The 23074-nt window shown below is 68.4% G+C and carries 17 protein-coding genes and 3 pseudogenes; 5 read left to right on the forward strand and 15 right to left on the reverse strand.

Features of this window, described 5'->3' with window-relative positions; all coding sequences use genetic code 11:
- Positions 1 to 41 precede the first annotated feature (41 nt).
- The 4 genes and pseudogenes from OG734_RS44620 to OG734_RS44635 all read right to left on the reverse strand — a co-directional run bounded on the left by OG734_RS44620 (position 42) and on the right by OG734_RS44635 (position 3912).
- Positions 42 to 641, reverse strand: a complete 600-nt coding sequence (locus OG734_RS44620; protein ID WP_330293093.1) for a flavodoxin family protein — start codon at positions 639 to 641, stop codon at positions 42 to 44.
- 243 nt (positions 642 to 884) lie between these two features.
- On the reverse strand, positions 885 to 1796 hold the full coding sequence (locus OG734_RS44625) for an alpha/beta hydrolase (RefSeq protein ID WP_330293094.1): 912 nt from the start codon (positions 1794 to 1796) through the stop codon (positions 885 to 887).
- A gap of 189 nt (positions 1797 to 1985) precedes the next feature.
- Positions 1986 to 2660, reverse strand: a pseudogene (locus OG734_RS44630) (sugar phosphate isomerase/epimerase family protein); the annotation flags it as partial.
- Positions 2661 to 2718: 58 nt separating this feature from the next.
- Positions 2719 to 3912 (reverse strand): FAD-dependent monooxygenase, encoded by a 1194-nt coding sequence (locus OG734_RS44635; RefSeq protein ID WP_330293095.1) that lies wholly within the window; start codon positions 3910 to 3912, stop codon positions 2719 to 2721.
- 135 nt (positions 3913 to 4047) lie between these two features.
- Between OG734_RS44635 and OG734_RS44640 the strand changes: the two genes are divergently transcribed.
- From OG734_RS44640 to OG734_RS48205, 3 genes and pseudogenes are all read left to right on the forward strand, one after another.
- Positions 4048 to 4857, forward strand: coding sequence for an IclR family transcriptional regulator (locus OG734_RS44640; RefSeq protein WP_330293096.1), 810 nt, complete (start codon positions 4048 to 4050; stop codon positions 4855 to 4857).
- 715 nt (positions 4858 to 5572) lie between these two features.
- On the forward strand, positions 5573 to 6079 hold the full coding sequence (locus OG734_RS44645) for a nitroreductase family deazaflavin-dependent oxidoreductase (protein WP_330293097.1): 507 nt from the start codon (positions 5573 to 5575) through the stop codon (positions 6077 to 6079).
- 69 nt (positions 6080 to 6148) lie between these two features.
- A pseudogene (locus OG734_RS48205) lies at positions 6149 to 6376 on the forward strand (IS701 family transposase); the annotation flags it as partial.
- 294 nt (positions 6377 to 6670) lie between these two features.
- On the opposite strand, the gene OG734_RS44650 reads toward OG734_RS48205, so the two are convergent.
- The 5 genes and pseudogenes from OG734_RS44650 to OG734_RS44670 all read right to left on the reverse strand — a co-directional run bounded on the left by OG734_RS44650 (position 6671) and on the right by OG734_RS44670 (position 12187).
- The gene (locus OG734_RS44650; RefSeq protein WP_443065039.1) at positions 6671 to 8497 is read right to left on the reverse strand and encodes a phosphatidylglycerol lysyltransferase domain-containing protein; all 1827 of its coding nucleotides are present in this window, start codon (positions 8495 to 8497) and stop codon (positions 6671 to 6673) included.
- Entirely contained in the window at positions 8494 to 9213 is a 720-nt protein-coding gene (locus OG734_RS44655) for a class I SAM-dependent methyltransferase (protein WP_330293098.1), read from the reverse strand. The genes OG734_RS44650 and OG734_RS44655 overlap by 4 nt, the downstream gene beginning before the upstream one ends.
- Positions 9214 to 9456: 243 nt before the next feature.
- A complete protein-coding gene (locus OG734_RS44660) occupies positions 9457 to 9876 on the reverse strand; it encodes a hypothetical protein (RefSeq protein ID WP_330293099.1) in 420 nt (139 codons plus the stop codon).
- Positions 9877 to 10025: 149 nt separating this feature from the next.
- Positions 10026 to 10865, reverse strand: coding sequence for an alpha/beta hydrolase (locus OG734_RS44665; protein WP_330294016.1), 840 nt, complete (start codon positions 10863 to 10865; stop codon positions 10026 to 10028).
- Between the two features lie 312 nt (positions 10866 to 11177).
- A pseudogene (locus OG734_RS44670) lies at positions 11178 to 12187 on the reverse strand (aldo/keto reductase).
- 87 nt (positions 12188 to 12274) lie between these two features.
- On the opposite strand from OG734_RS44670, the gene OG734_RS44675 reads away from it, so the two are divergent.
- Entirely contained in the window at positions 12275 to 13171 is an 897-nt protein-coding gene (locus OG734_RS44675; protein WP_330293100.1) for an AraC family transcriptional regulator, read from the forward strand.
- Positions 13172 to 13270: 99 nt separating this feature from the next.
- Here OG734_RS44675 and OG734_RS44680 read toward each other — a convergent pair whose 3' ends face one another.
- The 6 genes from OG734_RS44680 to OG734_RS44705 form a co-directional block, all read right to left on the reverse strand.
- A complete protein-coding gene (locus OG734_RS44680) occupies positions 13271 to 13402 on the reverse strand; it encodes a hypothetical protein (protein WP_330293101.1) in 132 nt (43 codons plus the stop codon).
- Between the two features lie 114 nt (positions 13403 to 13516).
- A complete protein-coding gene (locus tag OG734_RS44685) occupies positions 13517 to 14260 on the reverse strand; it encodes a GntR family transcriptional regulator (RefSeq protein WP_330293102.1) in 744 nt (247 codons plus the stop codon).
- A gap of 149 nt (positions 14261 to 14409) precedes the next feature.
- Positions 14410 to 15789 (reverse strand): thioredoxin domain-containing protein, encoded by a 1380-nt coding sequence (locus tag OG734_RS44690; RefSeq protein ID WP_330293103.1) that lies wholly within the window; start codon positions 15787 to 15789, stop codon positions 14410 to 14412.
- A 39-nt stretch (positions 15790 to 15828) separates the two neighbouring features.
- Positions 15829 to 18783 (reverse strand): branched-chain amino acid ABC transporter permease/ATP-binding protein, encoded by a 2955-nt coding sequence (locus tag OG734_RS44695; RefSeq protein ID WP_330293104.1) that lies wholly within the window; start codon positions 18781 to 18783, stop codon positions 15829 to 15831.
- Entirely contained in the window at positions 18780 to 21038 is a 2259-nt protein-coding gene (locus OG734_RS44700) for an ATP-binding protein (RefSeq protein WP_330293105.1), read from the reverse strand. Before OG734_RS44700 ends, OG734_RS44695 begins: the two co-directional genes overlap by 4 nt.
- Positions 21035 to 21472 (reverse strand): hypothetical protein, encoded by a 438-nt coding sequence (locus OG734_RS44705; protein WP_330293106.1) that lies wholly within the window; start codon positions 21470 to 21472, stop codon positions 21035 to 21037. Before OG734_RS44705 ends, OG734_RS44700 begins: the two co-directional genes overlap by 4 nt.
- A gap of 290 nt (positions 21473 to 21762) precedes the next feature.
- On the opposite strand from OG734_RS44705, the gene OG734_RS44710 reads away from it, so the two are divergent.
- On the forward strand, positions 21763 to 23073 hold the full coding sequence (locus OG734_RS44710) for a hypothetical protein (protein WP_330293107.1): 1311 nt from the start codon (positions 21763 to 21765) through the stop codon (positions 23071 to 23073).
- The last annotated feature ends 1 nt before the right edge of the window (position 23074 follow it).

Raw genomic sequence — 23074 nt, forward strand, 5'->3', positions numbered from 1 at the left:
GTGGGGGTGGTGGATCGGGAACGAGAGAAAAGGCCTGGTGATCAGACGGCGAGGGCGGCCCGCCCGGCCCGGAATACCGCGGCCTGGTGTGCGACGCGTGCACCGAGGTGCTCCGCGGTGGCGATGTCCGACCTGTGGACCGCTTCAGGTCCGGCATCGGTGGGGCTCTGGGCGCCGGCACCCAGGAAGAAGCCCAACCGGTTGATGTCGTCCTCGCTGCCCTTGGTGGAGTCCCAGCCCGGCATCAGACCCAGGCTGATCCAGTGCATGCCGTGCTGGGCGGCCAAGGTGGCGAAGTAGCCCAGGGTGGAAGACTTGTCGCCGCTCTTGGCACCGGAGTTGGTGAAGCCCGCGGCGAGCTTGTCCACCCAGACATGGGAGAACCAGCGTCGACTGCTGGCCTCGGCGAACGCGTGGAAGGCCGCGGAGGCGGTACCCATGTACGTGGCGGCACCGAAGATGATCGCGTCAGCGGCGTCCAACTGCGCCCACTGCTCTTCGGTGATGGTGTCCACGGAGATCAAGACCACCTCGGCGCCGGCTCCCGCCGCGCCACGCGCCACGGCCTCGGCGACGACGGCCGTGTGGCCGTAGCCCGAATGAAACGCAATGGCGATCGTGGTGCGGCCGGAGGGGGACATGGTGATCGGGCTCCTCGAAAGTCACTGTGCGGTGTGTGATCGAGCATCGCATTGGAAGAGCACGCTGTGAGGGGTAAGAAAATTTCCCCTCCCTATCGCTCTCCCGGTATGCGAATCCGGTCCGACGGCCGGACCCTGCAGAGTGGCCCGTCCCGCGCCGGCGTGGTACGGCAGCTGCAGTTCACGTTCGCCGCTCGTCCGAGACCGGTGTCTGCGCATACTCAGCTGAGGCGTTGTGGACCACTAGAGGACGGTAAAGAAATCCACCATCTTGGGGATCGCCTGGTCCACGTACTCAGGCACGTCGTACAAGGCGATATGCGTTGCGCCTTCGATGACGAACAACTCCTTCGGCCCCTTGGAAAGCTCGTATGCCTGGTCGCTGAATACCTTTGTGTCCGCCTTGCTCCCTGCGATGAGGAGCATCGGCTGGGTAAGCAGTTCCGGGATCTGGTCGAACGTCGAGAAGGCGAACATCTTGTCCATGCTGGTCAGCAGGAAACGGCCCTTCGAATTTGGATGCTGGCCACGCGGCGTCCTGTAGTAGTCGTATCCCTCGCGCAGGAGGTCCGGGGTGCTTTCGTTGATCTCCTCCAGCGTTTCCGGTACGAACGGGGCGTAGACAGGATCTGCTCCCCTTGCTTCCGCAGTGCGCTGCTGGGCGACCATTTCCAGCGTGCCGATCTGCTCGGCCACCGGGGACATGTGCCCCAGAAAAGCCCTGGAACCTTCGCCCATCGGAGCCGCGCTGACCGTAGCCACTGCCTTGAAGCGACGTTCGGTCTGGGCCACGCTGATTGCGTAGCCGCCGCCGGCACATATGCCGAAGACCCCCATGCGTTCGGAGTCGACGAACGGGAGCGTGGTGAGGAAGTCGGCCGCACAGCGAGCGTCTTCCACCCGGGTCGTCGGGTCTTCCAGGAGGCGAGGTTCGCCACCGCTGGCTCCCTGATATGAGGAGTCGTAGACGACGGTGACGAATCCGTGCTCAGCGAGCTTCTTGGCGTAGTGGCCGATAGTCTGTTCCTTTACGCCTCCGGCCGGATGGATTCCGACGAGTGCCGGATATTTCTTGTCTTCGCTGAAGTTCTCTGGCAGATGGAGATGGCCCGCAATCTCTACTGCCTTGTTCCTGAACGAAATAGCTTCAACCATGGCGCGTGCCCTTTCGCAGCCTCGGTCCGCCGTCGGGCGGCCCTCAGATCATGGTCCGTCGATGCTCAGGGCATGTCTACTCGTGGTGGGGGGAGGAATCTTTCCCCTGGGTAAAACTCGCTGGGTAGGCAATTGTCCCCTGGTAGGGAAGCTCGGACTGCATCGAAAGATGTGTGCAATTTGCAAATATGCGGAGAGTTCCTTGGCGATGCGGTCGAGCATGGATGCGGAGGATTCCTTGGCTCGTTCCTCCCAGGCGAAGACGCAGGCTGTCGACCTCGACCTGGCCGATGTCGAGGTGCTGGTGGATCCGAGCGGTGGTGCCGGGCGGGTTGAGGATGTAGCGCAGGCCGGAGGAGCCCTTGTGGTTGACGGAGTCGGCGATCTGCACGTGCTGGAGCTTGTCGCCGGCGTAGCGCGTCAACGCCGCGATGTCCGCCATCGGGTCGGCCCCGGAGAGGTGGAAACCGTGCGGGGCGCAGTAGAGGTAGTTCACCCAGGGCTTGTTGATGGCGCGGACCAGGTCTACCGCGAGGGTGTTCTCCTCGCAGAAGTCGTCCGGGTGGGCCCCTGGCTTCAAGGCGATGCCTCGCGCTCGAAGATCGGCAGCAACTCCTCCAGCGAGCGCCAGAACGCGGCCTCGGTCTCGGCAGCGCGCTCGGGGCGGCAGTTGAACTCCGAGTTCATCGGCGGGCATTCGAGGTCGGCGGTGATCTCGATCATTCGCTTCCGATAACGGACGGCGGTCTGCCGCTGGCTCTCGTCGGGTGACGACCACTTGTACAGCGGCAGCACGGACGACAAGTTCACGCCGTGCGTGCGCAGGGAGTTCTTGAGCTCGGCAATGCGCTTGTCCGCAGCCCTGCGCTGCCGGTCCGTGTGACGGTCACGATCCGGTTCCTTCCGTTGTCGGCGTCGCTGCTCACGACAGGGATGTCTCTTCGGCGTCGTAGCCGTAGATCCAGCCGTTGCCCACCAGGGGGTCGGAGCCGGCCAGGGCGGCGTCGCGGGCCTGCTGTTCGGGCCCGTCGGGCAGGTGGTTGATGTCGCGGCGGTCGTGACTGACCTGCTGCAGGCGGGTGGTGCGTTCGATGCGTGCCGACTCGTAATGCTTCAGGGCCTGTTCGGGGTCGTCGGCGGCTGCGGCGAGGCAACGGGCCAGTACGGCGGCGTCCTCGATGGACTGGGCCGCGCCCTGGGCGAAAAAGGGGAACATGGGGTGGGCGGCGTCACCGAGCAGGGTGATCCGGCCATGGCTCCAGCGCCGCAGGGGCCTGCGCTCCAGCAGCGCCCAGCGTCCTGGGTCGCCGCCGACCGCGATCAGATCCGTCACCCGCGGGTCCCAGCCGGCGAACTCGGCGTGGAACTCCTCGACCGTGGCCGTCGCGCTCCAGGACTCATCGGTGTAGTCCCCGGCCGGGGCGGCGGCGAAGATGTTGACGGACTCCCCGCCGGAGATCGGGTAGTGCACGAAGTGCCGTCCGGGCCCGAGCCAGAGCGTCTGGGCACGGCGACGCGCGAAGTCGGGGACGGCTTCGGCGGGGACGATGGTGCGGAAGGCACACAGGCCGGAGTACGACGGCGGTGCCGGTTCTGCCACCGCGCCGCGGACGACGGAGTGCACGCCGTCGGCCCCGATGACGACGTCGGCCTCGGCTCGGCTGCCGTCCGCGAAGCGCAGCAGCGCGCCGTCCGGACCCGCTTCGACGCCAGTGCATCGGGCGCCCAGGCGGATCCACTCGCCGGGCACGGCCGATCTGATGGCGTCCAGCAGATCGGCCCGGTGGGTGACGTAGGTGCGCTCGTCGTAGAGCCGCTCGCACACGACGCTCAGCTTCTCCACAGACAGCACCCCACCGTCGGCCCAGCGACGGAACTCCCAGCCCCAGTCCAACGGCACGGCCCGGCGCAGAAACCGCTCCATGACGCCGAGGCGCCGCAGCAGCCGTACGGCGTTGGGCGCCACGACCAGCCCGGCGCCGACCTCGGTCAGTGCCGACGCCTGCTCGTGGACTCTGGCGGTGAGCCCCGCACGGTGCAGGAAGGCGGCGGCAGCCAGACCGCCGATGCCACCCCCGACGATGGCGATCCGCGGGCCGTGCACAAGAGCGGGCATGGAGCCACTCCTCTCCTTCGAGGGGAACGTCCTGGTAACACCGCGATCCTCACCCGCGTCCCGCTCCACCGGAAGCAGCTATGTTCATTCAATGGACATCCTCTTTCGGCAACCCCCGCGGAGGGTGGAGGCCTGATGCCCCGTACGAGTCAGCCCGGCCGGAGCGTGGGTTCTCGGATGTTCGAGGTGCTCTTCGCGTTCCGGCCCGGCCGGTCCCGGCTCACCCTCGCCGACCTGACCCGGGAGACCGGCCTGCCCCATGCCACAGTGCGTCGGCTGGCACTGGAACTCGTCGGGGCCGGAGCACTGGACCGGGCCCCGGACGGCGCCTTCACGGTGGGCATCCGGCTGTGGCAGCTCGGCACGCTGGCGCCGTTGAGTGTTCCCTTGCGCACTGTGGCCTTGCCGTTCATGGACGACCTGCACACCGCGCTGCGCCAGCATGTCCAACTGGCGGTACTGGAGGGCACCGAGGCGGTGCTGGTCGAACGGCTGTCGGCCGGTAACGCCGTGGATGTCGCGTCGAGGCTCGGCGGGCGGCTGCCGCTGCACAGCTCCGGTGTGGGCAAGGTGCTGCTCGCCCACGCCTGCCCCGAACTGGTCGAGCAGGTCATCGCGCAGGGCCTGTCGGCGTACACCGAGCGCACCGTCACCGATCCTGCGCGGCTGCGCACGATGCTGGCCGAGTGCCGCGAGACCGGCGTGGCGGTGGTCCGCCAGGAAACAACACCGGCGGTCGATTCGGTGGCCACCCGTGTCCTCAACGCCGACGGCGAGGTCGTCGCGGCCCTGTCGGTCGTCGTAGGCACCGGGTCGGTCGATCTGTGGGCCGTACGGCCGGCGGTCATCGCCTCCGGCCTGGCCGTGTCCCGCAGGCTCGGCTGGCATCCGTCGGTCGGAGTGCGCTGGGTCGGCTTTCCGCGGCCGGACACCCAGGACCGGTGATCTCGCGGAAGGAGGCCTGACCGGTCCAGGAGCCTCGTTCTGTGGCTGAGCAACCATCCACCGGGCGACCCTGCGGGCGACGTCGGTGCCGTAGCCATGTTCGACGACGGCCAAGGCGAGGACGGTGCCCCCCCGCTTATGCCTGCGCTGGTGACGCCATCCAGGCCCTCCGACACGCGCATCCCGCACCGTTGACAGTCTCCAGCGGTCTGCCAGAACGGCTGTCAGGCCGAGCCGCGCGACGTCTGCCCTCGCTCCTTCATCCGGTCTCGGGACATGTGTTGCCAGGTAAGAACCTGGCACCTGGTCCATCCTGCGCACCATCCTGGCCAAACCCCATCATCACTGGCCTCAACGACTTGATCGCTCTCGTCCCGCAGGAAACGTATGGTGCCGCCCTTGACCAGTGGCACGACTCTTGCGGTCTTTGCTGCCTTCCATTTCACTGTGCGCGTCTTCTGGTTCTTGGTTTCCCGCTGTTTGGATGCAGGGCACCCCATCGTGCGGGGCTGTGCTGCGCGGTCACGCCGAAGGAGCAGTCGCGATGGGTGCGCATCAGTTCGTCGAGCAAGGATGCGTGAGCCTCTTCGCGCCGCCGCCCCCACCAGTTCCCTCGACAGCCAGAGGCGCGCGACTCCACAAACGCCTTGCTGAGGCGGCGGGTTCCGCAGCGAGACGGGCGATTCCGTGAAAAGCCGAAGGAGAGTGAGATGACATGACCGACACTCCACCCACCACGCCGACGCCCTTCGATCGACCGCAAGGGCTGGATTCACCCATCGTGCCCAAGATCATCAAACTGGCGTCCCGGTTCAATGTCGCCGTCTATCGCGCCACGGGCGGGCGGATCGGTGGCAAGTGGAGGATCGGAAGCGCCTTCCCTCGCGGTGTGCCCGTCTGTCTCGTGACCACCAGGGGGCGCAAGAGCGGCTTGCCGCGCACCCAGCCCCTGCTCTGCTTGGGTGATGGTGATCGTGTGATTCTCGTGGCGTCGCAGGGTGGCCTACCGAAGAACCCCTTGTGGTATCGAAATCTTCAAGCAGATCCGCGGATCACCGTCCAGGTCCGCAGCAGCGTGCGTGACATGCTCGCGCGTACCGCCGATCCTGTCGAGCGCGCAGTGCTCTGGCCGAGACTTGTCGCAATGTACGCCGACTTCGACAAGTACCAGGCGTGGACCGACCGGCAGATCCCCGTTGTCATCTGCGAGCCGGCCCCGTAGGCGATCCCAAGGTGTAAGTCGTCCATCGGCGGCGGGCAGGCGCGTGTGATCGGGATCTTGGAACCGGGGTTGTGGGTGGCTGAACTTGAGGACCTGTTCCTGCGGGTCGGCGGCAGGTTTTCGAGGGTCTAGCCGCAGCGGCGGATACGGGACTACGTACGCGGTCTGCTGGGGCCCTGTCAGTCGAAAGAACGGCTGGTAGCCGGCCGGGTTCGCAGGTCACCGCACACCGGACGGGCGCAGCGGCTGCCGGCGGGAAGCCGGTGGGACCTCGACGAGATCCGCGACGACCTTCAGCGGCAGTTCTCGGTAGCGCCGGGGACTTTACGTCAATAAGTGCTCGGTAGGCGGGTGTTGGTGGGAGCCTGAGATATGACGATGCGTCAGCCGGGCTGTCTCTCCGCCTGTGCGCTGCGGGCCAGGTTCGCACTGCCTCTTGCTGGTCAGGAGCCTGAATTTGAGTGTCATGGGCCGGTGGCGGAGCATGTCGCGTCGGAGTCGTGGCGGCTTTTCGGTGACCCGAGCGGGAGGACAGGGCCAGGGGGCGGGAAAGTCTTCTCGCTCGGGTCTGTCGACAGGACCGTGCGGTCCCTATGCGGTGTGTAGGCCCCGTTCCGCCGTGCCATGGGTACACGCGCGCGGGGCGGCAGTGCGGCGGCGCAGGAAGCCGGGCAGGGGGAGGGCGAGGTCGATGAAGCCTTCTGCCTGCATGGCGGCGAGGCCGATGCGGGGGAGGTCGCTGGAGGTGCGGTAGACGACGAAGCGTGGTTCCCAGCGGGGGCGGAACTTGGCGTTGAACTTGTACAGGGATTCGATCTGGAACCAGCGGGAGAGGAAGACCAGTAGTCCGCGCCAGGCGCGGAGTACGGGGCCGGCGCCGATTTTCTCGCCGCGGGCGAGTGCTGAGCGGAACATGGCGAAGTTGAGTGAGACGCGGGCGATGCCGAGGCGGGGGGCGGCTTCCAGGGCGGCCACGATGAGGAGTTCGTTCATGCCGGGGTCGGCGGAGCGGTCGCGGCGCATCAGGTCGAGGGAGACGCCGTCGGTGCCCCAGGGTACGAAGTGCAGGATGGCTTTGAGGTCGCCGTAGGGGCCCGGTTGGTCGTCGGTCTTGTGGGCGGTGGCGATGAGGCAGTCGCCGTCGTCGGGGTCGCCGATGCGGCCCAGGGCCATGGAGAAGCCGCGTTCGGTGTCGGTGCCGCGCCAGTCGTCGGCGGCGTGGCGGATCCGTTCCAGTTCGGCCTGGCCGAGGTCACGGATGCGCCGTACCCGGGTTTCGTAGCCTGCGCGTTCGATGCGTTTGACCATCTGGCGCACGTTGCGCATCGCGCGCCCGGAGAGGGAGAAATCCGCGACGTCCACCACCGCCTCGTCGCCCAGTTCGAGGGCGTCGAGGCCGGTTTCGCGGGTCCAGACCTCGCCGCCGGTCTCGGAGCAGCCCATGACGGCGGGGGTCCAGGAGTGGGCCTTGGCTTCGTCCATGAAGCGTTCGATGGCGCCGGGCCAGGCTTCGACGTCGCCGATCGGGTCGCCGCTGGCGAGCATCACGCCGGACACGACCCGGTAGGTGACGGCGGCCTTGCCGCTGGGGGAGAAGACGACCGCCTTGTCGCGGCGCAGTGCGAAGTGGCCGAGGGAGTCGCGGCGGCCGTGCTTGTCGAGGAGGACGCGCAGGCGGTCCTCGTCCTGGGGGGTCAGGTGTGCGGCCGGGTGTTCGGGCCGGAAGGCGAAGTAGATGGTGGTGAGGGCGGTGAGCAGGCCGAGGGCGCCGAGCGAGAAACCGACCGTCCAGGAGGTGGGCCCGTCGTAGTCGACGGGGCCCTCGAAGCCGAACAGGCCGTACAGGACGTGGGTGATGCGGTCCGCGAGGCTCGGGTCGCCGACTGTCCGTCGGCCGTGGACGCTGACGATGACCAGACCGATCAGAATCGAAGCGGTACCCCACAAAAGGAAGTTGGAAAGGGCGCGCCAGCGGCTGCGCGGGTCGGGCAGGGCCGCGAACTCACCTCGGTGGCGGATCAACAGCGTCAACAGGGCCAGTGAGATGAGCAGGCCGAAGGCCGAGTGCCGGTAGGCGAACTGCGACACGGCACCGGCCGGAAGCAGCACGACGGCGGCCCGCCAGGCGCGGCGCTTGCGGCGGCGCAAACCGTGCGCGAGCAGGAGCAGCAGCAGACCGGTGCTGAGCGAGAGCGCGGCGGCGAACGGGCCGAGCGCGCCAGGCAGCACCTCGGCGACGGTGTGCATACGGCTGTGCCGGAAGCGCGCGAAGACGCCGGCCAGCACGTCCAGTAGTCCGATGGCCGCACAGGCCTTTGCGATCAGGGCGGGAACGGCATCAGGGCGCGGGCCGAGAAGTACCCGGCGCAGCCGGGGGTGCGACCTGCACGCAGCGAGGATGTGGGACAGAGAGGTCACTGGCTCACTTCGCCCCGTGTCTGCTGCGGGTCGCCGGACGAGACGCAGGGGCGTTGCAGGTGCCAGACGTGGGCTGGGCGCAGGTTGGCCCACACGGTCCGGCGGCCGATGGTGTAGCTGCGCTCGTACGCGGACATGATTTCGTTCACCGCGGCGCGTCGGCGCGCTTCGCTCCGTGATGCGGTTACGGCACGGAGCTCGCGCATGCCGACGAAGGTGAAGTAGGTCAGGGTGCCGCCGGGATGCAGCAGTTCCATGTAGCGGGCCAGGATGCGCTCGGCCTGTACCGGAGTGAAGTTGGTCAGCGGCAGCCCGGAGACGATCACGTCATAGCGGTCCTCGGTGTCAAGGTCTTCAAGGCGCGTCTGGCGCACCGTCACGGGTCCGGGTCTGCCTGCCGGGGCGGTGTACGTGGCGACGAGGTGGCGCAGTTGCGTGGCGAAGCGGGGATCGGCTTCGACGATGTCCAGGCGGCTGCCCCGGGGCAGTTGGGACATCAGGGAGGCGGTGACCGCGCCGGCCCCGGCTTCCAGCACTGCCAGTGGGCGGGGTGCCTGGACCCGCACGGGTTCGGTCAGGGCCCGGGCCAGCGCGTTTCCGCTGGGGGCGGCAGCACGGGCGGGCCGCAGATCGCGGGCCGTTTCGATCAGGAACATCCAGCCTTCGGCATTGCGCTGCGCCAGGACTCTTTCGTGGGAGGTGGTCCAGCTGTTCATGGGTTCGACGGTAAACGCTGGTGATCCGCATCGGATCCGTCGTTCTGCGACGGTGATCCCCTACGAAAGTAGGGGGCCGACAGGGCAGATGTCGGACAATGAGCCGCAGCGGTTGCTCTCGTGTGCCGTCGTCGTCGATCAAGCTGGTTACGCCCGCGACAGATCCGCAGGCGTCCGCGAGGGTTCCTTTGCGCCAAGTCCGGTGCGCCAAGTCCGGCCGAAGGACGCCGTTCAGCCCTCGCGTCAGATTGGCCAGTTTCTGGACTGCGATGACGGACGTAGCGGAACGGGCTCGGGAAGAGGAGTCGCCGCCGCTGGTGACATGCCGTCGAGGATGAGGGAGAGGCAGCGGCGCCAGCCTTCGCTGGCCGGGTCCATGGTCCACAGCAGGCTGAAGAGCATGGCCATGATTCTGGGCAGGTCGTCCGGTACGAGGTCGGCGCGGATGCGTCCGATCTCCTGGGCGCGTCGGGTGAGAAGGGTCATCGACGCGTAGTACGGGTCGATGACGTCCGAGATGACGGCGCCGGCCCTTCTCGCGGCGGCCACGGTGTTGTGCTCGCGGGCGGCCAGCGTCATGGCGGCGTCGATGACGGAGTCGAGTGCGCGTAGCGGGTCGCCGCGGGGACCGCGGGGTGCGGAGTAGGGCGCTGCTTGCAGCAAGTAGGAAGCCGCACATTCGGTGCCCACACGCCCACACGCCCACACGCCTGCACACCGTGCTCCGTGCTCCGTGGGCGTGTGGGCACCGCTTTCATGGTCGGCGCGCACCGGTGCCTTCGCTGCTGCTCCGCTCTCTATGCGCTCACCGATCACAGTCCCTTGAGAACCCGAATGCGGTCGGCCTTCATACGCCGGGCGACGGCGGTTTCGAAGGCGATGGCTTCGAAGGCGTGCGGGATGGAGGGGTGGACGTGGAGTTCGGTGCTGACTCCCGCTGCCGCGGTCCGCCGCGCGTAGTCGATGTCCTCGTCGCGGAGGATGTCGAGTTCGAGGGCCTCCAGGTAGAGCGGAGGCATGCCCGTGGCATCCTTCATCCGGGCCGGCGCCGCATAGGGTGACACGTCGGGGCAGCCGCATGCGGGGCCGAGCAGGGCCTGCCATGCGGTCGCGTTGTCCTCGTAGCTCCAGGTGGTCAGTCCGGCGAGCGCTGGGTCAGGAGTCGTGGTGCGGTCATCCAGCATGGGATAGAGCAGGATCTGCTTGGCGATCGCCGGGCCGCTCCGGTCACGTGCCAGCAAGGCCAGGCCGGCCGCCACCCCGCCACCGCCACTGTCCCCCATGACCGCGATGCGTGCCGGGTCGACACCGAGTTCCCCGGCGTGTTCCGCCAGCCAGGTCAATCCGGCGTACGCGTCTTCGACGGGGGTGGGGTGGGGATGTTCGGGGGCGAGGCGGTACTCCACAGACAGGAACGGGACACCGCTGGACGACACGAAACGGGACACGGTTCCGTCGTAGAGCGAGACGCTGCTGAATATCATGCCGCCGCCGTGAAGGAAGAACACCGCAGCGCCAGGCTGGGCGCCTTCCTTGACGTACCACCGCAGCAACAACTTGGCACCGTCACCGGCTGTGGTCTCGAAGTCCTTGACCACCACATCGTCCGGCCTGGGCTGCGCTGCGTCGATCATGGCGTGCACGGGTTCCATCGTGCTACGACGTGTCTCGACATCCCCGACGGGCCTGTGGACAGAGGGGAATTGCCCCGGTGCGCCGAAGATTTCGATCACCTCGGGATCCCAAGAAAGTGTCATGGTTGCGCCTTGCGTTGTGAGTGGCGCTGGAGGTTCGTCCCGCACGTCGCGCATCAGCACCTACCTGCTGTGCTGACGACTCTTCGTCGGCACGACCCACCAGCGATCATGTTTTCCGGAGTACTGGTAACTCGAAAGCCGCGAAACAATTGACAAGGGCGGCGGCCCGCAACCTCGCGGTCGACTGGAGCGAACCCCTGTCGCTGACTACTGCCAGGACGGCATCATTGCCGCCGGGTAGCGGGAGCCGGCCGATCCGTGCGGCAGGAGCTCCTCGATGCGGGCGAGGTCCTCGGACGTGAGCGTGACCTGCGCGGCGGCCACGTTCTCTGCCAGCCGCCGCGGGCTGCGGGTCCCGGGATGGGCACGATGTCGTCGCCCTGTGCGAGCAGCCAGGCCAGCGCCAGCTGGGTGACCGCGATGCCCTTGCTCTGAGCCAGTGCGCTCAGCTCGCGGACCGCGGCGAGGTTCTTCTCGTAGTTGCCGGGCTGCCAGCGGTCGTCCTTGCTGCGCATGTCGTACGCGGGGTATTCGTCGGCCGGCTTGACGGCGCCGGTGAGGAAGCCGCGGCCCAGCGGAGAGTATGGGACGAAGCCGATGCCCAGTTCCCGGACGACCGGCAGGACGTCGGCCTCCACGGCTCGCTCGAACACCGAGTACTCGGTCTGGAGCACCGAGACCGGGTGGACGGCGTGGGCGCGGCGGATGGTTTCGGGGCCGGCCTCGCTCAGGCCGAAGTAGCGGACCTTGCCTTCGGCGATCAGCTCGCCGACCGCACCCGCCACGTCCTCGATGGGGACGTCAGGGTCGACGCGGTGCTGGTACAGCACGTCGACGTGGTCGGTGCCCAGGTGGCGAAAGCTGTTCTCGGTGACCTCGCGAATGTGCTCGGGGCGGCTGTTCAGGGCGGCTCCGATCCTGGTCGGATCGGAGAGGTCGAAACCGAACTTGGTCGCGATCAGGATGTCGTCGCGGAAGTTCTTCACGGCGCGTCCGAGGAGCTGCTCGTTGCTGCCGGTGCCCAGGCCGTAAAGCTCTGCCGTGTCGAAGAGGGTGACCCCGAGTTCGTGGGCCCGGCTGATGGTGGCGATGCTGTTCTGGTCGTCCGTAGCCCCGTAGGCCATCGTCATGCCCATCGTGCCCAGACCGATCGTCCCGGCCATGAGGCCCTGGCCGCCGAGGGTACGCTGGGGGAGGTTCGTGGTGTGCTGTGACATGCCCTCAACGCTAGGGACACGGCACCTGGGGGTCATGGGGCGTCGATCGCAGAGGATTGCCTGATTCTCTCAACGAAGGAGTGCGTCGTGCTGGACCGACTCGACGCGGCAATCGACCGTCACTGCGTAGGACTGGGCTCCGGCACCGCCGTCCCCCGGCTCCTCCTGGTCTCGGTCGAGGAGCCCATCGAGCCCACCGACCTGCTGTACGAACCGATGATCTGCTTCGTCGCCAGCGGCACGAAACGCGCCACCGCGGGAGAACTCACCCAAGTAGCGAATCCCGGCGAGATGCTCCTCACCACGATCGACCTGCCCGTCACCATCGAGCTGGATCACGTGCCCTACCGGTCCGCCGTCATGCACATCGACGGCCGGGCGCTCACCGAGCTGCTCGTCGAGCTGGACGAGACCGGTCAGAGCGCCCCATTGCCCGCCGGTGGGCAGGCCAGCGCGCCGATGACACCGGAACTCGTCGACGCGGTCACCCGCTGGGTCGAGCTCCTCGACACCCCCGAAGACATCCGACCCCTCGCCGTCCGGATCGAGAGCGAGATCCTCTACCGGCTACTGCGCAGCTCCCTCGGCCCCGCTCTGCGCCAGTGGGCGCCGGCGGACTCGGCCACGGCGCGGGTGCGCGAGGTGGCCCGATGGATCTGCGCGCACTACACCGAGCCGCTCAGCATCGACGCGATCGCCGCCTCGGCGCACATGAGCCCCGCCAGCCTGCACCGGCACTTCAAAGCGGCCACCGGCATGAGCCCGCTCAAGTACCAGAAACACCTGCGAATGCAGGAGGCACGGCGGCGCCTGGCCGCCGGCGACGCCACCGCGGCCCAGATCGCTCAGGCGGTCGGCTACGTGAGCGCCACCCAGTTCAACCGCGAGTACCGCAGCACCTACGGCCTGCCGCCGGGCCAGGACGCGGCCTTGCTACGCACTCGACTCACCCACAACCGCACTGCCACGACACGGCGGGCATAGGCCGAGGACGTCAGACGCGCTGCCGCGCTGCCGCGCCGGAAATATTCGGTCTCGGTATCGGTACGAGGTCTCGCGTCACGCGCAGGTCACCCCCGTACGTCAGTCAGGAGTGGCGCGGGTCGATCGGAGGTCCGCGGCCAGGACACCGCTGCGTTTGAGCGCGGTGATCACGAGCGTGGTGTCGACGGTGCTCGCTCGCACCAGGACCGGCCGGGCTGACCCAGCCGGCACGCGACACCTGCGTGTCTCCTCAACCCCTCTGCCGCGACAGCCCGGTGCCCCACGTGACCTCGCGCGACTCGACGTTCCCCTCGATGAGGTGCCCGGGTTCGGTGTCCGTGGGGGCTATGCGGAGCGCAGCCGCGAATCCGCATCGGGCACGCCGTGCGGCAGGCCCAGTGAGGTCAGGTCGACGGTGCGCAGCGCCTCGCTGTCCAGGACGGCGGCGACCGCCCGGTCGCGCGCTTCCCGGACATGAAGGGTGGCCAGATCTCTGGCCGCCACGGAGTCCCCGGCGGCGATGGCCTCCACCAGGTGCCGATGACCCGACTCCGGTCCGCCGGATCCCGCCGCCGGACCGATCACGTCGAGAGCGTGGTAGCGCTCCATCTTCAGCAGGACGTCGTCGAGTACCCGCTCCAGCTCGGCGTTCCCGCTGAGAACCGCGATGCGGCGGTGCGCCCGGTAGTGGTCGGTGAGCCAGGCGGCCGAGTCCTCCCTGCCGCCGGCCTCCTCGCGGGCGCAGAACTCCTGCAGCGCCGCGACCTGTTCGGGCCGGCGTGCGCCGTGCCGGGCGGCGAGGGCGGCTGCCTCCGGTTCGAGCCACAGGCGCAGCTCGAACAGGTCCTGCATCCCGCGCAGGGTGACCGGTGGGACCCGGTAGCCCGAACGCGGGATGACCTCCACCCAGCCCAGCCGCCGCAGCACCGCCAAGGCCTCGCGTACAGGTGCCTTGCTCATCTGGAGCCGCTGGGCGATGTCCGCCTCGGAGAAGGAGGTGCCGGGCGCCAGATCGCCGTGGATGACGCGCTGGCGGATCTCGCTGACCGCCCGCTCGCTCAGCGATCCGCCGCCGCTACCCGAGTCCATGGAGGCTCTCCTTCTAGTATGAGCAGTACACGGTTCTGCTTGGAGCAGACCCTATCGCGAGATTGTGACGTCGGTCCCGCTGTGCGGGTCGAGCCCCGGCACGGGAACAGAGCCTGAGGACCGATGAAGCGGGTACTCCGGCATTCCGGTCAGTCGGCGTTCAGCGCGTGCCGCACCGCCGACGGCGCGACCCAGACACCGTTGATCTTGACGGAGGGTAGCGCGCCGCGCAGGCGGAGATACGCGGTTTCGCTGACGTTCGCCTCGCCGACAAGGCCCAGTGACCGCAGTTCGGTCAGTGCCGCCAGGGCGTCGACCACCTCGTCGTCGACGGGGGTGTCGTCGAAGCTGAGGCTGGTCAGACCCGACAGCCCCGCCAGTCGGCGAAGTCCGGCGGGCGTGGCCTTGGGCGCGGTGATGTGCAGGCTCTTGAGGCTCGTCAGCTTCGCCAGGTGAACGAGTCCTTCGTCGGTCGTCTCCGGCACACCGAGCATCAGGGTGGTCAATTCCGGGAGATCGGCCTTGAGGAGCCCGGCCAGCCCCGTATCGGAGACCGAAGGCGTGTTGAGCATCAGGCTGCGCAGACCGCGGGCACGGGCCAGCTGCACCATCCCGGAGTCGGTGACCCCGGCGGCGGTCACCCAGAGCTCCTTGAGCTGCGACAGGCCGGCCACCTGCGTGACGAACGCGTCGTCGGCCTCCGGAATGGTCAGATGCACCTCGTCTAGCTGCGTCAGACCGGCCAGCGCGGCGGCTGCCTCGGCGGTGGAACCGACCAGCGCCTGGGCGTTCACCGAGAGCCTGGTCAGCCCGGTCAGGTGCGCGACGTCGGCCAGGCCGGCCGCGCTGATGGCCGGGGCCATGACCACCAGCTTGTCGATACCGTCAGCCGGGAGCCGCCGCAGGAAGCCGAGGTCGACCGGGTCGGCCGGGGCATCCGGGTTCTCCTTGTTGCCGGGCTGCTGGACCAGGAGCCACACGACCCGGTCCTCGGCGACCTCGACCGTGCCCTGGGCCGGGACGACCTCACTCCCGCCGCGGTCGATTATCCATCCGTCGAAGATGGCGAGCTGGCCGGGCAGGCCGTCGGGGAAGGTCAGGACGCGCGGACCGCGCGGGGTCCAGTCGGAAGGGACATGGTGAGGGGAGTCGTCGTCACGGGGAGTGACCGCGGCACTCTCTCCCGTCGATCGCACTTCGAGCAGCGGGCGGAGCTGCGTCTTCATCTCGTCGGCGTCCCGGCCTCCGACGAGCCTGGCCACCAGTTCGCCGCCCGTGAACAGGAGCAGGAGGGGGATGCCGCTGATGCCGTACTTCTCCTGCGTCTGCGGAGACCTGTCGAAGTCGATCTTTACTACGTGCAGGCTGTCGCCGAGGTCGGCGGCGACCTGCTCCAGGTGCGGGCCGAGGTACTGGCATGGCCCGCACCACTCGGCCCAGACGTACACCAGGACGGGAACCTCGGACGTACGCATGACGTCGTCGAGTGAGCTCTCGTCGATCAGAGGGATGGCGGTTGCGTTCGGCATACGGGTTCTCCAGGGCAGGGGGTGGCTATGAGATGGTCGTCAGGTGGTCGTGAAGGAGGTCGGGACGTTGTGCTCACTGCGCTCGATGGCGGTCACGCTGCCGCCGAGGTAGGCGTCCGCGACCCGCTGGTCGGCGCGGATCTCCGGTCCGGTGCCGCAGCACATGACCTGTCCGTCGACCATCACCGCGATGCGATCGGCGAGAGCCATGACCAGCGGGATGTCGTGTTCGATGACCACGAGCGTGAAGTCGAAGTCCCGCTTGAGGTTCCGCAACATGACGCCGAGGGCCTCCGTCTCGCGCTGTGCGATGCCGGCTGACGGCTCGTCGAGCAGCAGCAGACGAGGGCGGAGCGACATCATGCAGGCCAGCTCGGTGATCCGACGGGTTCCCGTGGACAGCTCGTGGATGGTCTTGCCCCGGTAGTCGCCAAGGCCGAAGTAGTCGATCAGTTCGTCGGCGACGGCCTGGCGCCTGCGGGCCGTACGGTCCATGCCCAGCACCGAGGCGGTCACGGGGGTCCGGTGCTGCCGCTCGAGGGTGAGCGCGAGGACCTCCCGCACGGTCATGGTCGGGAAGAGCGACGAGTCCTGGAACGAGCGGATCATTCCGCGTCCGGCGCGTTGCTCGGGGGCCAGCCCGGTGACATCGGAGCCGGCGAAGCGCACGGTGCCGCCGTCCGGCACGACAAAGCCGCTGAGCATCTCGAAAGTGGTGGTCTTGCCCGCTCCGTTCGGCCCGATCAGGCCCAGGGTCTCGCCTTCGACGACGTCCAGGGTTACGCCCCGTACGGCGCTGACTCCGCCGAAGCTCTTGACCAGACCGTCCGCCCTGAGCAGCACTTGCCCCGGCACGCGGTCCGCCACGTCGGGCATCCTCAGTACGGGCGGTTGAGGACGCGATGCCGGCGGGCGTTCGGACAGGGCGGTCCGCCGGCCGTCATCGGCCTGGTCGGCGTGGTTGTGGGTATGGGTGGCGGCGGCGAGCGGGATGCCGTACATGCGCCCGATCCGGCCGGCCGTCCAGTCGCGGACCGGGTGCAGCAGCGACACCAGACCTCCCGGCAGGCACAGTGCCACGACGAGGACGCCGGTCGTGGTGGCGGTGCTCGCCAGGCCGGAGGACGGCAGGAGCAGGGGGGCGCCGATCACCCAGACGCTGCCGATGAGCGCCCCGCTGAAGGACGAGAGCCCGCCCACGATCAGCGCGAGGGCGACACCGACGGACAGCTCGGGCGGGAAGGTGGCCGCGTCGAGGCTGAGCTGGAAGTGCGCGTAGACAGCGCCGCCGAGTCCGGCCAGCAGACCGGCGACGACGAACGCCTGGATCCGGACGCGGGTCGGATGCACCGTGAACGTCCGCGCCGCCGACTCGTTGTCGCGCACGGCGCGCAGGAGCCGTCCGAAGCCGCCCCGCCACACGTTGTGGGCAAGCAGCAGCACGAGGGAGAACACGGTCGCCGCGTACCACAGGTACGGTTCCCCGGCGGAGAGTGTGTGACCGGCGACGATCGGCTGAGCCGGGGTGACTCCGTCGCCGAGCAGCCACGGGTGCGGCAGGATCACATCCGAGGCCAGCACAGCGAAGCCGAGCGTGGTGACCGTGACCATCAGGCCCCGAGTGCGCAACGCGGGCAGGCCCAGCACCAGCGCGCAGGCGCCTGCCGCCAGGGCCGCGGCCAGCAGACCGAGCGGGAAGCTGGCGGTGCGCTCGACGACGTAGTAGGACGCCACACCCCCGATGCCCGCGATGGCGTACTGCCCGAGGGTCAGTTCGCCGGCCAGGCTGGTCAGGATGCCGGCGGAGGTCGCGACCATGGCTCCGGACAGGATCACGGTCACGTTCACCGCCTGCGCCCCGGAGGTCAGTCCGAAGCCGATCAGGGCACCGGCGACGGCGAGCAGGAGAAGCTTCGGGCCGTAGCGGACGGGCCACAGCCGGGCGAGGTCGGGCGGCAGCGGCGGCATCGCCGCGACGCCGACCCAGCTGCCCTTGGCCTCCGTACGTCCCCCGGCGCGCGGCTGCAGCGTCAGGGCGACGAGCAGGACGACGAAGACGACGGCCTCGGCCGCGTGCGAGCTCGGGTCCTTCCACAGCACGACCTGTTGGACCATGCCGAGGAAGAGCCCGGCGACCATCGCGCGCGACAGGTTCTGCATGGCGCCGACCACCGCGGCGCCCAGTGCGGGAAGCAGCAGGACCGGGGCTGTCGTGTTGCTGTTGACCGAAGGGGCCGCGGTGAAGATCGTGGTGACGGCCGCGATCGATCCGGCGATCCCCCAGGCCAGGGTGGACATGCGGACCTCGGATATCCCCGCCATGCGGGCAGCGTCGGGATTGCACGCGACGGCGCGGATGGCCACGCCGTACCGGCTGCGGGTCAGGAACAGAGTGAGCGCCGCCACCAGCACCGGGCCGATGACCAGCAGCCCGGTGTAGCTCTGGGTGACCAGCAGCGGGCCGACGTTGAACTGGGGAAGGCCGGACGGCAGCGTCGGCTCTCGCAGGTTGCCGCCGGCGCCGTGGGTGAACCACAGCAGCTGGCCCGCACCTTCGGACAGCAGCACCCCGGCGCCTATGGTGGCCGCGGTCACCATGCCGCGCGGAGCCTTCGCCAGCCGACGCACCACACCCAGGTTCACCAGGGCGCTCGCCGCGAAGCCGACCGCGGCGCTCAACACGAACGCCACCCAGTACGGCAGCCCGGCCACCTGTGCGAAGACCGTCAACGATGCCGCGGCGAAGATGCCTATCTGCGGCAGGGCGAAGTTGATGACCTGGCTGGTGCGGAACACCAGGACCAGGCACACGCCGAGCAGGCCGTAGCCGATGCCGATGATCGCGCCCAGAATCACCACGTACGGGGGCGTCGTGTACCCGAGTAGGTGCGCGAACGGCAGCCCCAGTGCCAGGACGGCGCCGCAGCCGAGAGGCAGCCGCGACCGGGCGGGCAGGCGCCGCAGCAACCCTGCCATGGTGTCCCGCGATGTCATGAGCGCTCCTCGGTGTCCACGCCCGGTACTTCGCCGGCGCCCGCGCCGGACAGGAAGACCGCGCGGAGCAGGTCCGTCTTCGCCAGCAGGTCGCGGCTGCTGCCGTCGAACCTGATCTGGCCCTTCTCCATGAAGTAGGCGTGCTCGGCCAGGTTCAGCGCGACGTTGACGGACTGCTCGACGAGAACCACCGCGGTGCCACTCGCGTTGATCGCGCGGACCGTGTTCAGGAGTTCGCCGACCACCACCGGCGCCAGACCCAGCGACAGTTCGTCGATCAGGAGCAGCTTCGGGCGCAGGATCAGTGCCTTGCTGAGGCCGAGCATCTGCTGCTGTCCGCCGGACAGGGTGCCGGCCTTCTGGTTGCGCACGTCGGCCAACTGCGGGAACCCGGCGAAGACCTGGTCGATGACGGCCTCGCGGTCCCGGCGGGACCGGCCCGCGGTGTAGCCGAAACAGCGCAGGTTCTCGGCCACGGTCAGGTCGCTGAAGACGGCCTTTCCGCCGGGGATCTGCGTGATGCCCAGTTCGGTCCTGCGCTCGGCATCGATGTAGGTGATGTCGTGTCCCTGGAAACGGACGCTGCCCCGGTCCGGCAGGCCCAGGCCGCTGATGGCCCGCAGGAGGGTCGATTTGCCCGCGCCGTTCACGCCGAGCAGGGCCACCATCTCGCCTTCGTCGACTGAGAAGTCGACGCCGAACAGCACCTGGGTCTGGCCGTAGGAGTAGTCGATCCCCCGGCAGGCCAGGGTGGGCAGCCGTCCGCCGCCCGCGTGGATCCGCTGGACCGTCTCCTCCTCGATCACTCCCTCGATCATGCTGTCGAGGTCCGCGCGGACGTGGCGTCCGGCACGCATGGTGAGCAGGACGCCGATCACCGACGGCACCGCGCTGATCGCGACCGCCAGCGGGATGCCGACACTGCTGGCCAGCCCGCCGATCAGGACGGTGCCGATCGCGACCCCGCCGAGCGAGAACAGCGCCGAGACCGCACCGACGTGCGCGCGCAGGTTCGCCGGGACCAGCGACATCGTGCCGACCGCCATCGCCGGGCCGCTCAGGCCGCCGAGCGCCGTGCCGGCCAGGCTGAGGAGCACCATCAGCGAGAGAGTCGGAGCGAACACCTGCGCGGCGGACAGGACGACGCCCAGCAGCGAGACCGCGCCGGAGGCGTAGAAGATGAGCTTGGGGTCACGCTGGTACAGCCGGTCCCCTACGGGAGCCAGGAGGACGAAGGACAGCAGACCGACCACCGAGGTGGAACCCTGCAGCAGGGCCCGCTGAGCGGCGTCCAGACCGAAGCGGTCGGTGTAGTAGAAGACCAGGTAGGTGGAGATCGGCGTGGCGATCGCGCCGACCATGCCCGAGGAGAAGAGCAACCGCATCGACCTGATCGCCAGGATGCGGCGCAGCGCTTCGAAGACCGTGAGCCTGGGCGGTTCGACGGCGCGCGTGTCGTCGACTGCGCCGGCGTTCTCCCGGACCGCAGCACGGATCAGTTCGGTGTCCCTGGTGCCGTATCCCGGGTCCCGCAGTCTCAGGGACAGCAGGAGACAGACCAGGGCCAGCGCCGCCAGCACGAGGAACGCTCCCCGCCAGGTGAGGCCGAGCGGTCCGGACAGCAGGAACACGATCCCGGGCGCCACCAGCCCGGCGGCGATCGCCCCCATGGACAGCACGGAGAGGACCCGCACGCGCGCCCGAGGCGGATACAGGTCGACCATCAGCGACCCGCTCACCGTGTGGTTCGCCGACGTGGTCGCGGCGTCCAGGAGGATGACCCCGGTGAGCATCAACGAGCCGGGGACGACGGCCGTGTAGCCGGTCAGTACGCACCACAGTCCCGCCGACACCAGCATCACCATGGCCCGCGCGGCCCTGTTCTGCACATACCGAGCCACCGTCAGTGGTATGACCAGAGCGATGACCTGCGTGATCAGGCTGACGGTGGTGAAGAACTGTGGGCCGAGCCCGAAGGTGCGGGCGATGTCCGGCTGGTAGACGCCGAACGCCTGACCGTGGAGCAGGTCGCTCAGGCTGAGCAGGAACAGCGCCGCCATCGGGTACAGCGGCGCCTTCTCCTCTCGGAGCATGCGCAGCAGGGAACGCTTGTCGACCTCGCCGTTCACTCCGGCGATGTCCCTGCCCTGTTCGGCCATCGCCGCGGTCGACCGCTTGATCTCCTCCGTGAAGCCCGCCACGGAGAACGTGGTGGTTCCGACGGTCTTCTCGGGACCCTGATCCGTGGTTGTCATGACGCGGCTCCCGCGACGGTGAAGCTGGTCGTCCAGGAGGAGTCGCCGATCCGTCGGCCGGCCCCGTCGACGAGGATGATCGTCAGGTAGTGCGAGCTGCCGCCCAAAGTCCCCGAGGACGGGACGGTGTTGATGGAGTAACTCGTCCGGGAGGTGACGAAGATGTTCAGGCGCTCGGCCAGGTAGCCGGCGTCCGGACAACCGGTCACGCCGGCGCAGTCCCCGTTCGTGACCAGTGAGCCCAAGCTCTTGCCGGGAGCCATCGGGTACTTGTCCAGAAAGATCGCGTAGTACCCCGTCCCCGCCCGTACCGGGCTGCCGGGGCGGACCGCGGTGAAGTCGCGCATCGTCCAGGAGACCGTGACCGGCAACTGCACCGTCTTGCCGGTGCCTGGGCTCACGATCGTCAGCCGCTTGTCCTGTCGGAAGCTCATCTCGGAACCACTGGCACACCCCGCGGTGAGCAGTGCGCAGCCCAGCGCGAGTAGTACGCGAGGTCGTATCGCCACCGGCTCCCCCTCATCTCTTCCTGGACGTCCGAAGCCTGAACAGAGCGCCCTCACACGATCGGGCGGCACGTCATGCTGCATGACTGTGAAGTCCAGAGTCAAGACTTGTTCTTCTCAGCTTCACCTGGTGGTCTTAGCAGACTTCATCCCCTGTCGGGCCGGGGCTCCAACTGCCGCCGCCGAACCAGGCAGCGGGACACCACCCAGGAGGAATCTTGAGAACACACAGGTCACTGCGCAGAACCGTGGCGGCAGGCGTCCTCGCCGTCTCGCTGGCCGGATGCTCGGCCACGTCCGCCGACACCGACACGAAGTCCTCGTCGTCACCGTCGGCCGCCACGACCATCCCGGAGCAGGACGGCCCCGGGGTCACCGCCGACAGCATCACCGTCGTGGACAACTACTACTACGACGGGACGGCGCCGGTGGACAAGGCCGTCTTCGACGCCTACAACGCGGCCGGCGGGATCGCCGGCCGCAAGCTCGTGCGGGCCGATCAGCCGCAGATCAACGTGCCGGCCACCGCCACCGCAGCCGAGCAGGACCAGGCGATATGCCTGGCCTACGAGCAGCGCAAGGACAAGGTCTTCGCCGTACTGAACGATGTAGAAGGGTCTGTGAAGCTCAACTCGTGCCTGAACAAGCAGGGCACGGTCGTTCAGGAGCGGTCCGGCAGCGTCGTCGATGAGAGCCTGTTCCAGGATGCGCCGTTCACCGTCGGCCCCGCTACGCTGACCAACGAGCGGCTGGCCACCTCCTGGCCCGCCCTGCTCAAGAGCACCGGCTTCCTCAAGGGCACGAGCAAGGTCGCCGTGGTTTCCGACGGCGTCGCCAACGACGACAAGATCGCCGCGAGCACGTTCGTCCCCGCGCTGGAGAAAGTCGCCGGCTCGACGCCCCGACTGTTCACGTTCGACACCACCTCGAGCGACCAGAAGGCGCTCCAGGCCCAGGCGTTGAGCATGGTGCTGAAGCTCAAGCAGGCCGGAATCGACCGAATCGTGTTCTTCGGAGGCGGCGCTGCGGGGCCGATCGCGATCACCGCCGACAAGCAGGGCCTGGATGCCCAGTACGCGTGGACGGCTTCCGGAGTCCCCGCGGGCAATGGCATCACTCCGGCCATCCAGGCAGCCCTCACCGGCTACGCGTGGGGCTTGACCGATTACGGCGTCCCGGTCGCCACGCAGCAGGAGATGCTGGCCTCGAACCCCGCAGCCGGCAAGTGCCTGTCGATCCTGACCAAGGCGCACCTGGACCTCGCCCAGAACGCGAGCACCGCGCTGCAGCTGTGTGACGCGCTCAATCTGCTCAAGCAGGCGCTGGAGGGCAACGGCAGCAAGTACGTCAACGCCCAGGCCTTCATTGCGGGCGTGGACAAGCTTGACACCTTCGACTCGGTCACGACCTTCCAGAGCGGTTTCGGGCCCGGTCGGCACGACGGGGCCCTCGCCATGCGCAAGTCCGTCTACGAGCGGTCGTGCACATGCTTCCGGTACACCGGGCCGAACCTCCCGATTTCCGGATGAG

It is taken from the genome of Streptomyces sp. NBC_00576 (genome assembly GCF_036345175.1).
GTDB lineage: Bacteria > Actinomycetota > Actinomycetes > Streptomycetales > Streptomycetaceae > Streptomyces.

What these genes read in the sequence shown, in the direction of transcription:
- OG734_RS44620 (WP_330293093.1), bottom strand. Translation starts at nt 641, where the DNA reads ATGTCCCCCTCCGGCCGCACCACGATCGCCATTGCGTTTCATTCGGGC.
- OG734_RS44625 (WP_330293094.1), bottom strand. Translation starts at nt 1,796, where the DNA reads ATGGTTGAAGCTATTTCGTTCAGGAACAAGGCAGTAGAGATTGCGGGC.
- OG734_RS44635 (WP_330293095.1), bottom strand. Translation starts at nt 3,912, where the DNA reads ATGCCCGCTCTTGTGCACGGCCCGCGGATCGCCATCGTCGGGGGTGGC.
- OG734_RS44640 (WP_330293096.1), top strand. Translation starts at nt 4,048, where the DNA reads ATGCCCCGTACGAGTCAGCCCGGCCGGAGCGTGGGTTCTCGGATGTTC.
- OG734_RS44645 (WP_330293097.1), top strand. Translation starts at nt 5,573, where the DNA reads ATGACCGACACTCCACCCACCACGCCGACGCCCTTCGATCGACCGCAA.
- OG734_RS44655 (WP_330293098.1), bottom strand. Translation starts at nt 9,213, where the DNA reads ATGAACAGCTGGACCACCTCCCACGAAAGAGTCCTGGCGCAGCGCAAT.
- OG734_RS44665 (WP_330294016.1), bottom strand. Translation starts at nt 10,865, where the DNA reads ATGGAACCCGTGCACGCCATGATCGACGCAGCGCAGCCCAGGCCGGAC.
- OG734_RS44685 (WP_330293102.1), bottom strand. Translation starts at nt 14,260, where the DNA reads ATGGACTCGGGTAGCGGCGGCGGATCGCTGAGCGAGCGGGCGGTCAGC.
- OG734_RS44690 (WP_330293103.1), bottom strand. Translation starts at nt 15,789, where the DNA reads ATGCCGAACGCAACCGCCATCCCTCTGATCGACGAGAGCTCACTCGAC.
- OG734_RS44695 (WP_330293104.1), bottom strand. Translation starts at nt 18,783, where the DNA reads ATGACATCGCGGGACACCATGGCAGGGTTGCTGCGGCGCCTGCCCGCC.
- OG734_RS44700 (WP_330293105.1), bottom strand. Translation starts at nt 21,038, where the DNA reads ATGACAACCACGGATCAGGGTCCCGAGAAGACCGTCGGAACCACCACG.
- OG734_RS44705 (WP_330293106.1), bottom strand. Translation starts at nt 21,472, where the DNA reads ATGAGCTTCCGACAGGACAAGCGGCTGACGATCGTGAGCCCAGGCACC.